Genomic DNA, 13,829 nt, shown 5'->3' on the forward strand with positions numbered 1-13,829 from the left:
ACGGAAATGCAGGCGGGTGGAAACACCACCAGGACGACCTGCCCCTATTGCGGCGTCGGCTGCGGCGTCATCGCCACAGTGGCGGACAACGGCGCCGTGACGGTCAAAGGCGATCCGGAACACCCGGCCAATTTCGGCCGGCTCTGTTCCAAGGGATCGGCACTGGCGGAAACCGTGGATCTCGACGGTCGGGTACTCGTCCCCGAGATCCTCGGCCGGCAGACGGATTGGGACGAGGCGCTCGATCTCGTCGCCGAAAAATTCTCGAAAACCATTGCCGAACACGGACCGGATTCTGTTGCCTTCTACGTCTCCGGCCAGTTGCTGACCGAAGACTATTACGTTGCCAACAAGCTGATGAAGGGCTTCATCGGCTCGGCAAATATCGACACCAATTCCAGGCTTTGCATGTCTTCGTCCGTCGCCGGCCACCGCCGCGCTTTCGGATCCGATACCGTTCCCGGCACCTATGAGGATATCGAACTCGCCGATCTGGTCATCCTCACAGGCTCCAACCTCGCCTGGTGTCACCCGGTGATCTATCAGCGGCTCGCAGCAGCCAAGACCGCGCGGCCGGGCATGAAGATCGTCGTCATCGATCCGCGCCGGACGATGACCTGCGACATTGCCGACCTGCATCTGGGCATCCGGCCGGATGGCGACGTGGCGCTGTTCATGGGCCTGCTCGCCCACCTGGCGCAAAGCCCGGCGATCGACCAGAACTATATCGCCGCGCATACGCAAGGTTTTGGCGAAGCCTTTGCCGCCGCTTCCGCGCTTTCCTTCACGGAACTGATGGAGCGAACCGGCCTGCCCGCGATGCAGCTTCGCGAGTTCTTTCACCTGTTCGAGACGACGGAAAAGATCGTCACCTGTTATAGCCAGGGCGTCAACCAGTCGGCGTCGGGGACGGACAAGGTCAACGCCATCATCAACTGCCATCTGGCGACCAGCCGCATCGGCCGGCCGGGCACGGGACCGTTTTCGCTGACCGGCCAGCCGAATGCCATGGGCGGCCGCGAGGTCGGCGGTCTCGCCAACATGCTCGCCGCCCATATGGCGATCGAAAGCGCGGACGATCGGGACCGGGTGCAGCGTTTCTGGGCCTCGCCGCGGATCGCCGAAAAGCCGGGCCTAAAGGCCGTCGACATGTTCCGCGCCGTCGCCGACGGACGGATCAAGGCGCTGTGGATCATGGCCACCAATCCGGTCGTTTCGATGCCGGATGCCGATGCGGTCGAGGCTGCCATCAAGGCCTGTCCTTTCGTGGTGGTCTCCGACATTCTTCGGGACACCGACACGGCCCGCCACACCCATGTCCTGCTGCCTTCGGTCGGCTGGGGCGAAAAGGACGGCACCGTCACCAATTCGGAACGCCGCATCTCCCGCCAGCGCTGGTTTCTCTCCGCGCCTGGTGAAGCCAAGGCCGATTGGTGGCAGATGGCAGAGGTCGGCCGACGCATGGGCTTTGACGGCTTCGATTATCAATCTGCGGCTGAGATCTTCGCCGAACATGCCGCACTTTCGGCCTTCGAGAACGAGGGCAGCCGGGATTTCGATATCGGAGCGTGTGTCGAAATCGGCGAAGAGGGATACGATGCACTGACGCCGTTCCAATGGCCTGCTCCGCTGGGAGATACCCCCCTCTGGCCTGCCGGCCATCTCCCCCTCAAGGCGACCGTACCAACGAAAAATACCCGCTGACGCTGAATACCGGCCGCATCCGCGACCATTGGCACACGATGACGCGAACGGCGAAAAGTGCCAGGCTTTCCGGCCATATCGCCGAGCCCTTTGCGGAGCTCCATCCGCGCGATGCGATGGAACTCGGCATTCGCGGCGCCGGCCTGGTCGAACTCGAAAGCCCGCACGGCAAGGCAATCGTGCGGGCTCTGGTCACCGAACGCCAGGCCCGTGGAAACGTCTTCGTGCCGATGCACTGGAACGACCAGTTCGCCGCAAAAGCCCGCATCGATGCGCTGGTCGCACCCGTCACCGACCCGTTTTCCGGCCAACCGGCTTCGAAGAATGTCGCGATTGCCGCCCGGCCATTCGCTGCTTGTTTCTACGGCTTTGCCGTTTCCGCCTTGAAACCCCTGAACCCGCAAGCGGATTATTGGGCGCTCGCCAAAGCCGATGGCGGCTGGCGGATCGAGCTGGCGTTCGCGGACCCGGTCGAGGACTGGGTGGCCTGGTGCCGGGCAGCATTCGGCATCCCTGCCGAGATCGAGCCGCTCGGTTATGCCGACCATCAGTCCGGCGACCTGCGCCTCGCCTTCTTCGACGGCGGAAAGCTGCTTGCCGCACTTTTCCTCGCGAACCAGCCCGTCGCCGTCGCCCGCAACTGGGCAATCGGCCAACTTGCCGCCGAACACGCCGACTTGCGCAAGCGCTTTGCGATCGTCGCCGGGCGCCCCGGGGCCGACCAGCCCGATCCCGGCGCCACCGTCTGCTCCTGCTTTTCGGTCGGCGTCAACCGGATCATCGGCGCGGTCAGGACCGGCTGTCACAGCGTCGAGGCCGTCGGAAAAGCAACCAATGCCGGCACCAATTGCGGCTCCTGCCGCGCTGAAATCAGGGGGATCATCGATGGATGTCTTGCAGCAGCCGCGGAATGAAGCATCTCCTGATCGTGGTGCCCGCATGGCGCCGCTTGCGAAGCTCCCGGTCTTCTGGGCGCTCGAAGGCAGGCCCGTCATCGTTGCCGGTGGGTCGGATGCGGCTGCCTGGAAAGCCGAGCTGCTTGCCGCCTGCGGCGCCAATGTGCATGTCTATGCGGATAGACTGTCCGAGACCTTCGAAAAGCTGATCGAACGCGGGGCGGAACATCCGCAGGGCCGCTTTATCCATCATCCGAAGGTGTGGGACCCTTCGATTTTCGAGGTCGCAGCGATTGCGATTGCGATTGCGGATTGCGAGGATGAGGACGAGGCGCAGGCGTTTTTCAATGCTGCCCGCGCGGCCGGCGTGCCGGTCAATGTCATCGACAAACCCGCCTTCTGCCAGTTCCAGTTCGGTTCGATCGTCAACCGCTCACCGGTCGTCGTATCCATCTCGACCGATGGCGCGGCGCCGATCCTGGCGCAGGCGATCCGCCGCCGTATCGAAACCCTGCTGCCAGCCTCGTTGAAAAGCTGGGCGGAACTCGCCCAATCGCTCAGGGAAAAGATCAACGACCGCCTAGTGCCCGGCCCGCAGCGAAGGGCCTTCTGGGAACGTTTCGTGGACCGCGCCTTCGGCAGCGAACCGGGATCGGGCAGCGAAGCCGCTATCCTCGCCGATGCCTGCCGCGTCGCATCCTCGGCCCAGAAGGGCCGTGTCACCCTCGTTGGCGCCGGCCCTGGCGATGCCGAACTTCTGACGCTGAAGGCCGTGCGCGCCCTGCAGGCGGCCGACGTCATCCTGTTCGACGATCTCGTCTCCGACGAGGTGCTGGAACTCGCGCGCCGCGAGGCGAAAAGGATGCTGGTCGGAAAACGCGGTGGCCGGGTAAGCTGCCGCCAGGAGGACATCAACGATATGCTGGTGAAGTTCGCCAAGGCGGGCAAACGCGTCGTCCGCCTGAAGTCCGGCGATCCGATGGTCTTTGGCCGGGCCGGCGAGGAGATCGCCTGCCTGGAACGAGAAGGCATCCCCGTCGACGTGGTGCCGGGCATCACTTCGGCGAGCGCCATGGCCTCGCGGCTCGGTGTGTCGCTCACCCACCGCGACCATGCGCAGGGCGTTCGTTTCGTCACCGGCCATTCGCGCAAGGGCGTGCTGCCGGACAATCTGGACTGGAAAAGCCTCGCCGACCCGCGAACCACGACCATCTATTACATGGCGGGACGCACGGCGGGCGAGATCGTCAGCAAGCTGACGGACGCCGGCATGACGCACGACATGCCGGTCGTGATCGTCAGCGCGGTGACCCGGYCAAACGAGCGGCGTTGGGCCGGACGGCTGAACGAGATGGCTGCTGCCATGGCAGAGATCGGCATCGATGAACCCGTGCTGATCGGCATCGGCCACGTATTTCGCAAGGTCGATTTCGGCGACTGCACGCAGTGGAACGACCAGGCCGCAGCAAGCGCCTGACGGAAAAGGGGCGGTAAAAACCGCCCCTTGAATCACAGGTCAGCTAGATCACAGGTCAGCGAGGTGCGGAGGCCGAACCGTCCTTGTAATAGGAGACGTAGCTGCTGTGCAGCCGCTCCGGCGCGCCCGGATCCGCATATCGGTGCAGCTCCGACATCTCTGTCTTGTTGAGGATCACGCCCACCGTTTTCGAAGCGATCTGCGGCTCGGACCGGATCACCGACTGCACCGCTTTCGCTGGGGTCACGCCCCATTCGGTGACGAAGACGAAACCGTCGACATAGGGCTCGAAGGCCTTCGCATCGATAACCGGGAGGAGCGGCGCCAGATCGACGACGATGACGTCGAATGTATCCTTGATGCTTTCGAGGAAGTGGCTCATGCCGGAAGAAGCGAGGAGTTCGCTCGTATGGGCAAGCTGTTTGCTACGCGTCGTCATCGGCAGGATCGTCAGGCGCGACCGGCGGTCGACACGCGCGGCATTGGTCCATGGCGTCTGTTGGAGCACCACTTCGACCAGTCCGACTTCCGGCTCCGAGGCCAGCATGCGGCTGAGGCCCGGATTGCGCAGGTCGGCGTCGATCACCAGCGTGCGAACGCCCGTCGAGGCGATCAGTCCGGCGAAATTGGCGGCGACCATGGATTTCCCTTCGCCCGGCAGGCAGGAGACCACGCCGATCACCCGGCACTTCCGCTCCTGCAGCATGATATCGCAGGCAAGCTTGGCATTGCGTAGCGTCTCGGCGAATTGAGACCGCGGCGCCTCGACCGCGACCCGCATCAATCGGCGGAACGAGATCGGGTTGCCGGGAGGCGCTCCGGCCGCCTCGGCCTCAGTTGGTGGCGGTGGCGGCGCGTCCTCCGCGAAGGCACCGCTGACCTTCGGCAGGTAGCCGAGGAAGCGAAGGCCAAGCTTCTCCTGCACATCGTCGCCGGTCCGGAAGAACCGCTCGCGGAATTCCAAGAGCGTTGCCGCCGCGCCGCCGATCAGCAGGCCAAGCACGACGGAGAGCGCCATGGTCAGCGTCTTGCGCGGGCTGGACGGGGCAGTCGGCAGGCCAGCGTCAGAGATCACGCGAGCCTTGGCGATCGGGAAGGATTGCCGTTGTGTTGCCTCTTCGAAACGACCGAGGAAGGATTCGTAGAGCGTCTTCAGCGCCGCCGCCTTCTGCTCCAGTTCGCGCAGCTGGACCATCGAGACATTCGCCTCCGAATTGCGGCCCGCAACCCGGTCGATGCTCTCACGCAGCGATTTTTCGCGCGAACTCGCCACTTCGAACACGTTGCGGAAGCTGCCGGTCAACTGCTGCAGCTCGCGATAAATCTGCTGCGCGAGTTCGCTCTTTTCCGTCTTGAGCGCGACCGCCTGCGGATGGTTTGCGCCGAACTGCTGGATGATGCCCTGCTCGCGGTCGGAAATGTTGATATACCGCTTGCGGAGGTCCTGAATGACCGTGTTGTCCGTATCGCGAGCCGAAACGACTGCGTTCTGAACGGCCGCGTCAGGCCCCTTGTCGATGATCGCCTGATATTGGTTGTAGCGTGCCGAAGCGGTTGCCGCATCGGCCTGGGCGACGATCAGCTGGCTGTTGAGATCCGAAAGCTGCTGCGTCGACAGGAGTTCGCCGCGCGGCGAAACCAGACCGTGTTGGGTCTTGAATTGCTCGACGGCAAGCGAGGCCTGCTGCGAGCGGGTGTTGAGGTCGTTCAACCGTTCCTGCAGCCAGAGCGAAGCCCGCTCCGTCGCATCGAAATTGGCGTTGAGCTGTTCGGTCAGATAGGATTCCGCATAGGTCCGCGTGATCATCGCGGCAAGCTGCGGGTCTGGCGAACGAATGGACAGGGCGATCACCGAGCTGCGACCGACACGCTCCACGGTCAGCGATTGCTGCAGAACGGCCGCCGCCTTTTCGACCCGGCCCATCCTGACATTCTCCTCGGAAGGCGGTGGGCTGCCGGGTGTCAGAAGCGCAACGACACTGCGGATGGCGCCCTTGGCAAGATCGACGGGCGACTGCGGCGGGTTGACCACCGCCTCGTTCTGGTCGAGCTTGGCCTTGTCGACCACCCTTACCGCCAAGGCCTTGGATTTCAGGATCTCGACCGCACTCGACATGCGATTGTCGATCTGCTGGGCCGTCTGACTGTCCTGAGGGTCGTCTGCGTAACGCGAAAGGTTATCGTCAATAAGGATCTGCGTCAGGGCGGTATAAATCGGCTGCGCCATCACGAGGTAACCCCCGGCAAGGACAACCGTCACAACGAGGCACACGACGATGACGCCCGAACGACGGATCGCAGCTGCCCAGAGCTTATCGAGATCGATGAATGTGTCGTGATCCCGCGTTTCGCTCGGGAATATCGTTCTCGGTCTGAAGTTTACCTGATCCATAGGGCTCGCTTTCTGGAGCTTTGGGGGACGGATGGCGGAACCGCCGCCATCCGCCTCGTATGACTTGAATGCGCGTCAGGCGGCCTTGACCCGCGTTTCGTGCGACATCAGCAATTCCTTGATGGAGGCGTAAATCTCGGCCCCCATGTCCTGGCGAAGCATGGCGAAGGCGACATTCGCCTCGATGAAGCCGCGCTTGCTGCCGCAATCGAATGTGCGTCCCTGATAGGGATGCGCATGGAACGGCTGGACCTGCGCAAGCTTGTGCATGCTGTCCGTCAGCTGAATTTCGTTGCCGGCGCCGCGTTCCTGCCGGGCCAGCAGTTCGAAGATTTCCGGCTGCAGAATATAGCGCCCATTCAGGTAATAATTGGACGGCGCCTCGGCAGGTTTCGGCTTTTCGACCATTTCCGTCACCTCGAAACCGTGCGGCACGCTGTGGCCGACCCCCACGATGCCGTAGCTCGACGTCTCTTCGGGTGCGCATTCCTCGACCGCGAAGACATTGCCGCCGACTTCTTCATAGAGATCCATCAGCCCCGCCATGCAACCCTGCGAACCGTAGGAGACCATGTCGGGCAGAAGCAGTGCGAAGGGTTCGTTGCCCACCAGTTCGCGGGCGCACCACACCGCATGACCAAGCCCGAGCGGCACCTGCTGGCGCGTATAGCTGACGGTGCCGGCGACCGGCAGCATCTTTTCGAGCTGGGTAACCTGGACCGTCTTGCCCGAACGGGTCAGCGTCGCCACGAGCTCCGGCGCGCTGTCGAAATAGTCCTCGATCGCGGTTTTGTTGCGGCTGGTCACGAAAATGATGTTCTCGATTCCCGCCTGCATGGCCTCGTCGACCGCATATTGAACGACGGGCCGATCGACGATCGTCAACATCTCCTTCGGCATGGCCTTGGTGGCCGGCAGGAACCGAGTGCCGTTGCCTGCGACGGGTATCACCGCCTTTCGAACTGGTCTTTTCATGTCCATTCCTTCGTCCTTTCTGAGGGCGCCCCCGCCCTATTGATCGGATTTTCAGTTGACGTCGGCCGTTTCACCAGCCGACGCATGCGAACGGCGATCGGCATGCGCAGAAGTCGGAGCGCACGTGGGTTTTCGATTGCCGTTTTCAGGAAGCCGCCGACGGAACCCTTCTTGATTTCGTCGACGAGCGTGAGAAATGAACCCGCTTCGAGGATGCTGCGGGTGCGCCTGCGCTGGGCGGCCGAGGCTTTCGCATCGAGGTTGTAGCGGGCGAGAAAAACGCTGTCGGAGGCCAGCATCGCATCCAGATGGCTCTGCTCCAGAACGCGCGAGATCGAACCCTGACGCAGGTGATAGATATATCCGATCTCCGGCACGACCGCGCATCGCGCGCCGCTCGCCAGGGCGGAAGCAAGCAGCAGGTAGTCCTCGCCGACCCGCAGCGCCTCGTCGAAGCGCAGCCCGTGCTCGACGAGAAATGCGCGTTCGAAAATCGGCTTCATGTAGCCGAAGTTGAAGGTCGATTGGAAAATCACGTTCGAGCCGATGAAATCGGCAAGCGTCATCATCGACCGCTGCCTGAGCGCCTCCTTGGAGAACATCTCATAGGGCTCGCCGGCATCGAACGGGATGACGTCGAGATTATCGACGACGATCTGCGCCCGCGCATTCTCGGCCCGCTCCAGCATGGTCAAAAGCCTGGTGGGGTAAATCGAGTCGTCGGAATCGAGGATCGCGACCCAACGCCCCCTTGCCGCGGCAAGTCCGGCATTACGTGCGGCGGCCGGCCCACCATTCACCGCCTGGACAATCAGCCTGACGCGGTGATCCGAATAAGCCCCCGCGATGGCTCGCGTCCCATCGGTCGAGCAATCGTCGACGACGATCACTTCAAGCGTCACGCCGATCTGCGCAAGCGCGCTGTCGATCGCGCGCGCAAGCGTCTCCTCGGCGTTGTAAGCCGCAATCACGAAGCTCACGTCGGGCTGGAAATCCGGGGCCTGCAGATCATGCATCGTCATGTGGCTTCGGCGGCTCCGTATTGGCGGATCTCTCGGACGCCGAGCGTGCCCGTGACCGCACCGGCATGGAGTGCCGCACGAAGGGCGTAGCGAACGCGGGTAACCGGCGAGGCGAGGGTTGCCACCGTCACCGCCAGACAATAACCGAGCTTCAGCATCGCGAGACCGGTCTGCTTGAGGCGGCCGAGACCGGAGTTCTTGGCGGCGAGAATGCGTCCATGTGTCTGTCCGGAGCGGAACCGGCGCTTGGCAAGCCAGGAAAAGCTTGCCCGCTTTTCGGGTACCAGTTCCTCGATCACCGCATCCGGCGCAAATTCGATCCGCCCGCCGGCATCAGTCAAAGCGGTGAAGAAATGTGTATCCTCGCCGCCGCTTTGGCCGAGCGAGAGCGCAAACCTGCGGCCCGCGACGACCGGTGAGCGCAAATGGAGGAGGACGTTACAGGTATAACCGGTCCTGATCTGCCCGCCGACCCAGACAGGCATCGTCGAGTGGAAATCGCCATTGCGCATCCAGCTGGCGCTTTGCAATCCGTAGACGGCTCGAACCGGGCCGAGAACGGCGTCTGCCCCCGTGCTCCTCGCCATCGCCATCAGTCCGGCCAACCATTCAGGTTCCGCCGTCTCGTCGTCGTCGATGAAGGCGAGGTAGTCCGCATCGCTTTCGGCAAGGCAGGCATTGCGGGCGATCGAGATATTCGACTTCGGGCAATGCACATAGCGGATCGGGAACGGCGAACGCGCCCGCAAACCATCCACCAGCCCGCTTGCGCTCGGGCTCGCATCGTTATCGGCAACGATCAGGCGCAATTCCGCGCCTGCCGGGACGGCAATCTCGAAGAGCGAAATCAGCGTCTCGGCCAGCTCCGGCCGCCGATAAGTGCAGATGCCGATATCGATGCGGACCGGCTTTTCCTCTGCCGTCATCAAGCGATCCTCCGTGGCCGGATGCCGATCAGCTCCAGCCAAAAGCCGGCCGACCAGGCGAAATGCATGATCATCGCCGAAAGCGAGGCAAGCGGGCCGTAAGGGTTCTTCTGCCCCACCGCGAGCCAGAAGCCGTAACCGATGCAGGCCGCGGCCCAGACGACCATCGGCACCGCCGCCCACCAATACAGAAGTGCAAGTACCGCGCCGAGGACGACCGGCGCGACCGCCAGCGGGATGGCCTGCCGGAGCTTTGGAATGGAACGATGCTTGACGAGGTTCTTCGCCCGGCCCCGGCCATAGGCGAGATATTGCCGGAACAGCGCCGAGGCGGTCGAACGCGGATAATAGGTCATGTAGGTCTTGCCGGTCATCCAAATGCGGAAAGCGCCCGCGCGCAGCCGGAAGTCCAGTTCCGCATCCTCGTTGTGACTGAAACTCTCGTCATAGCCGCCAACGGCCCGGAAGGCCGAAATCCGCATCAGCGCGTGGTGGCCATGATCGACCCACTCGCCGCCGCCGCCGGCGCGATGTTTCGAACCGCCGTTTCCGAGCTTCGAGTTCTGCGCCACCGCAGTTGCCTTCTGGAAAGTGCCGAAGCCGATCGTCTCCATGCCGACGACGACGGAGTCGGCGTCCATTTCGACGGCCTCCTGCAGAAGCGTCCGGCAGTAATCGTCCGGATAATCCCCATGCGCGTCGATGCGGATGAGAAAGTCGCGATCCTCGCCGAAACGGTCGACGGCGAGGTTGATGGCTGCACTCTGGATGCGCTTGCGGTTTCCGATCAGCACGAGGTCGCGGATTTCCGGAATAAGGTCCTGGACGATGTCCGGCGTGCCGTCCTGGCTGCCGCCGTCGGCGACAACGATCAGCATGTCCATGTCGCCGCGCTGGCCGTTCAGCTTATGCAGCAACGGCGCGATCGTCGCCGCTTCGTTGAGGCATGGGATCACCAGAAGCGTCCGGATTTCGGACATCTGGGCATTGGAGTGAGAACGCAAAACCATACTCCACCTCACGATTGCACGGTTGAAACGGCCGGCATTTCGGCCGGCGACGGGACATTGGGATGTAGGGCGGCGAGCCGCGAAACAAGAGCGCGGCATTCCGCCGGTCCGGTCACCCACTGGCTGCGCTCGACGGCCGCGAGCCGGGAAAAAAGGTCGACGTAGCGCGCTTCCGTCATCTCGTTGAACAGCGTTTCGAGGGTCTCCCCCGTCACGTGATTGCTCACCAGACCGATGCCTCGCTTGCCGACGAAACGGCCGGTCTCCGTGCCGGCCAGCGCGATCGGCACCGCTCCGTAAAGCCCGCCTTCGTAAAGGCGGTTCGGCAGCAGCCAGCTGGAATTCAGCCCCTCCTCGAAGAAATCGATCGCCCAAGTGAACTGCACGTCGCCGTAGATCGCAGCGAGATCCTCCGGATTGCGGTAGGCACCGTGGAACTCCACATGCGGGGCAGCCGCGACCGCCGCATCGAAATCGTCGAATTCGCTGTAGGCGGGGCGGCCGCGTAATACGATCTCAACCTTGCCGTCCATGCGGGCCGCAAAATCGATCAGTATATCGAGCGACTTGCGGCAGCGGATCGCTCCGAACCAGCCGATCCGCCAGGGCTTGCCCGGTTCCGGCGGACGGGGCAGGGTTGGCTCGGACACCGGTTCCGGCTCGAGGGCGAGCACCTTGTTTTCCAGAAGCAGAACCGGAAGGTCGAGGCCTGAACGCGGTTTGAAGAAATTATCCACGAACGCCGGGGAGCTGGTGATCAGCAGGCTCGCCCGGCGGCCGAAGAACCGCTGCGCCTGGCGCATCAGACGACCCTTCATCCCCTCGTCGAGAAGCAGGCGGTGAATATCGAGGCATTCGTAAACGACAGGAATCCGGCGGCTGAACATGGACGCAGCACGTCCGGCAAGCGCCAGCGTCTCCAGGTTGCGGGCGATGATGACGTCGGGCACGGCGATACCGGCCAGCGTCCGCTTCAGCCTCATGCGCGCGGCAAGAACCGCTCCGATGCGCTGCGCAAAACGCCCGTCCGCCGTCTGCCCGAGTGAAACGGTCGTCACATCCCGCTCCTCGGCAAGCACGTTCGCGCCGCGCTCGAAGCCGGCGACGGTGACGCTCGCACCACCGGCCTTCAAGGTCAGCACGCGCCGCCGGATAGCCGCGTCGGCCATGTCATGCGCGAGATAGAGAACGTTCAACGTCAAATCGTCCAACTCCATTGTCGAGCCGCCGAGGCAGCTCAGCCGAGCGTGCAGAGCACGGATTCAGGAAAACGGCAGGGCTCGCCGAGCGCGGTAAAAGCGACCCGGTCGACGGTCATCGAGGTCGGCTGAGTGTAGGAAAATGCGCCCATCCACTGCTTGAGCGTGTCGGTTCCCCAGAGACTGAGAAAAATCTTCTGAGGGTTCTGCGGTATCTTCGCCTTGTCCGTTACTTCTTGAACGAGCTTGCCGTTCACGAAGTAACGGAGGCGGTTTTCCTCCCAGATGAAGGCATAGTCGTTGAAGCCCTGGTCCGCACCGCCGGCGACCGGCACCAGCTTTTCGTTATTGCCCTTGGCGGAAACATACTGGTTGACCTGAACTTGGCCGGTATTCTTGCCGAGCACTTCGAAGTCGATCTCGTCATGCGGTTTCTTGTCGGTCGGGCCGATATAGGTGAAGAACGCCGAATTGAGCCCTGAGCCCGATGCCGATTTCATCCGCACCTCATAGGTGCCATAGCCGAAACGCGCATTGGTCTGGATTTCGCCGCAGGCGAAGTCGCGGTCGCTGGCCTTGTCCTGCGCAAAGCCGAGCTGCAGAGTACCGCCCTCGACTTTCACCTGTTTCTTCGACCAGTTGCAATTCTGATGCTTGCCGTTGTTCCAGCCGTCCGAGACGTACCAGAAGGAACGGTTGAGTCCGTCGAAGTTTTCCACGAAGGACTTGCCCGCGTTAGCCTGCTGGGCCTGTGCTGCGGGCGAGAGAAGTCCAGACACCGCGGCAGCGATGATAACCTGGCAGGTTAGTTGAATCTGTCTGGCCTTAGCCGTCATGTTTCACCTGTGCTGTTGCGTTATTGCGGGTTCGCCGGGACCGGAAGCCTCGGCGAGTGGGTGGGATTTGGTGGCGGCCAGAAGCTTGGCCTTGCGACCGCGGCTGCCGGTCAACACCTCGTAGAGACCGCGCATTCTGTGCGAGACGAGGCGGTTGCTGACAAAAAGGATGACGAAGCTTGCAACGGCGGCGACGCCGTAGAAGAGCGGGTAAAGGTCGTCGCCTGCCACGCGGTTCCACACCATCCACATCAGGACGAGCAGCGGATAATGGGCGCAGAACATCCAGAAGCTCAGGCTTCCGGTGGCAGCCAGCCGCTGACCGATCCAGGAACGGATGACGATCGCCGACATCAGCCAGAAACCACCGGCTCCGAGGATCGAAAGCGCGTTGCGCGCCATGTCGAGAGGCCAGGGGAAATCCGGGCCGGTCCAGTAGAGGCCGATGGACAACAGCACCGCGGCGGCAAGCATCACCGCCGTACCCGGTCCCGCAAACCGGTCCGCGGACTTGAGGTCCACCTGGTAGAGCGCCAGGAAGATGCCGAGGGTGAAGCTGAACAGGATCGATTTCTTCAGCACGATGCCGACCGTCAGCATGGGGGTGATCGCCAGCAGGAACAGAACGCCGAGCGTCGCTGCCGGAAAACGCCGCACCAGCACGGCAAGGATCGGCGACAGCAGGATGCAGACGATCAGGTCGCGCAGGAAGTAGAGCGGAATATTGATCGGCAAGCCTTCCGTCGCGAACGCGTTACTTAGGAGTTCGCGCGTCGAGATGTTCCAGAGATCGGGAAAATATCCAACGCCCATGTCGACGCGTTGGATGACGAACATGGCTCCAAGCAGACCGAGGTTCCACAACAGGAAAGGCAAGAGGACGGTCTTCGCCTTGGAGCGAAGCGTCTTGGAATAGTTGAACGTCTCCCAACCCCGCTGGAACAGTAGATAGCCGGAAATCGCGCTGAGGCAGGGTACGCCAATGCGGAACAGGCTATCCCCGAGGAAAACCCTGAGCCAATCGAACAAACCATTCAGCCCGAGGAACGGGCTGGTGTCGGGATCATGCGGCACATGGACGAAGAGAATGCCGGAGATCAGCAGGATGCGCATCAAATTGATACGGGAGGATATATTTGGATCGACAGTCAAACGAGTCACCCTTTTTGGGCAGTGCCTCCCCGCTACTACCGTTTCAATCAGAGCAGACTTGAGCCCGCAGTCACCCAAAAAGGATCGTGCCGAGTTTGGCACAAAATGTGGCGGCGCAGCAAAAAAGGAGCTTGTAGCGGAATGGGAAGGGCACGAAGAGGCGCCCCTCCGGCGGCCCGCTGCCGCTCCTTGGGCTTATGATTTTCAAGGATTCACGGCATCTTGGAGCCAGGGCAATGC

General features: G+C 62.6%; 9 protein-coding genes and 1 pseudogene. 2 read left to right on the forward strand and 8 right to left on the reverse strand.

The window, feature by feature from the left end; all coding sequences use genetic code 11:
- The first annotated feature begins 6 nt into the window (after positions 1-6).
- Positions 7-2,618: pseudogene (locus AC1D3C_RS15110) on the forward strand (nitrate reductase).
- Positions 2,590-4,077: a siroheme synthase CysG gene (gene cysG, locus AC1D3C_RS15115; protein ID WP_477483443.1), complete on the forward strand. Its 1,488-nt coding sequence runs from the start codon at positions 2,590-2,592 to the stop codon at positions 4,075-4,077. The pseudogene AC1D3C_RS15110 and the gene cysG overlap by 29 nt, the downstream one beginning before the upstream one ends.
- A gap of 55 nt (positions 4,078-4,132) precedes the next feature.
- On the opposite strand, the gene AC1D3C_RS15120 is transcribed toward cysG, so the two are convergent.
- The 8 genes from AC1D3C_RS15120 to AC1D3C_RS15155 form a co-directional block, all read right to left on the reverse strand.
- Positions 4,133-6,469, reverse strand: coding sequence for a polysaccharide biosynthesis tyrosine autokinase (locus AC1D3C_RS15120; RefSeq protein ID WP_477483444.1), 2,337 nt, complete (start codon positions 6,467-6,469; stop codon positions 4,133-4,135).
- A 75-nt stretch (positions 6,470-6,544) separates the two neighbouring features.
- Entirely contained in the window at positions 6,545-7,450 is a 906-nt protein-coding gene (locus AC1D3C_RS15125; RefSeq protein ID WP_247033099.1) for a UTP--glucose-1-phosphate uridylyltransferase, read from the reverse strand.
- On the reverse strand, positions 7,441-8,466 hold the full coding sequence (locus AC1D3C_RS15130) for a glycosyltransferase family 2 protein (RefSeq protein WP_477483445.1): 1,026 nt from the start codon (positions 8,464-8,466) through the stop codon (positions 7,441-7,443). The genes AC1D3C_RS15125 and AC1D3C_RS15130 overlap by 10 nt, the downstream gene beginning before the upstream one ends.
- Positions 8,463-9,392 (reverse strand): glycosyltransferase family 2 protein, encoded by a 930-nt coding sequence (locus AC1D3C_RS15135; RefSeq protein WP_477483446.1) that lies wholly within the window; start codon positions 9,390-9,392, stop codon positions 8,463-8,465. The genes AC1D3C_RS15130 and AC1D3C_RS15135 overlap by 4 nt, the downstream gene beginning before the upstream one ends.
- Positions 9,392-10,372 (reverse strand): glycosyltransferase family 2 protein, encoded by a 981-nt coding sequence (locus tag AC1D3C_RS15140; RefSeq protein ID WP_477483508.1) that lies wholly within the window; start codon positions 10,370-10,372, stop codon positions 9,392-9,394. The genes AC1D3C_RS15135 and AC1D3C_RS15140 overlap by 1 nt, the downstream gene beginning before the upstream one ends.
- A 38-nt stretch (positions 10,373-10,410) precedes the next feature.
- The gene (locus tag AC1D3C_RS15145) at positions 10,411-11,571 is read right to left on the reverse strand and encodes a glycosyltransferase (RefSeq protein WP_477483509.1); all 1,161 of its coding nucleotides are present in this window, start codon (positions 11,569-11,571) and stop codon (positions 10,411-10,413) included.
- Positions 11,572-11,639: 68 nt separating this feature from the next.
- A complete protein-coding gene (gene exoK / locus AC1D3C_RS15150) occupies positions 11,640-12,437 on the reverse strand; it encodes an endo-1,3-1,4-beta-glycanase ExoK (protein WP_247135901.1) in 798 nt (265 codons plus the stop codon).
- Between the two features lie 3 nt (positions 12,438-12,440).
- On the reverse strand, positions 12,441-13,589 hold the full coding sequence (locus AC1D3C_RS15155) for an acyltransferase family protein (protein WP_477483447.1): 1,149 nt from the start codon (positions 13,587-13,589) through the stop codon (positions 12,441-12,443).
- Positions 13,590-13,829: the final 240 nt, after the last annotated feature.

Source organism: Neorhizobium sp. P1_A6 (genome assembly GCF_056406795.1).

Bases quoted from the DNA above. Each gene is read 5' to 3' on its own strand.
- AC1D3C_RS15125 (WP_247033099.1), bottom strand. From the start codon at position 7,450: ATGGACATGAAAAGACCAGTTCGAAAGGCGGTGATACCCGTCGCAGGC.
- AC1D3C_RS15135 (WP_477483446.1), bottom strand. From the start codon at position 9,392: ATGACGGCAGAGGAAAAGCCGGTCCGCATCGATATCGGCATCTGCACT.
- AC1D3C_RS15130 (WP_477483445.1), bottom strand. From the start codon at position 8,466: ATGACGATGCATGATCTGCAGGCCCCGGATTTCCAGCCCGACGTGAGC.
- exoK (WP_247135901.1), bottom strand. From the start codon at position 12,437: ATGACGGCTAAGGCCAGACAGATTCAACTAACCTGCCAGGTTATCATC.
- AC1D3C_RS15120 (WP_477483444.1), bottom strand. From the start codon at position 6,469: ATGGATCAGGTAAACTTCAGACCGAGAACGATATTCCCGAGCGAAACG.
- AC1D3C_RS15140 (WP_477483508.1), bottom strand. From the start codon at position 10,372: ATGTCCGAAATCCGGACGCTTCTGGTGATCCCATGCCTCAACGAAGCG.
- AC1D3C_RS15145 (WP_477483509.1), bottom strand. From the start codon at position 11,571: ATGGCCGACGCGGCTATCCGGCGGCGCGTGCTGACCTTGAAGGCCGGT.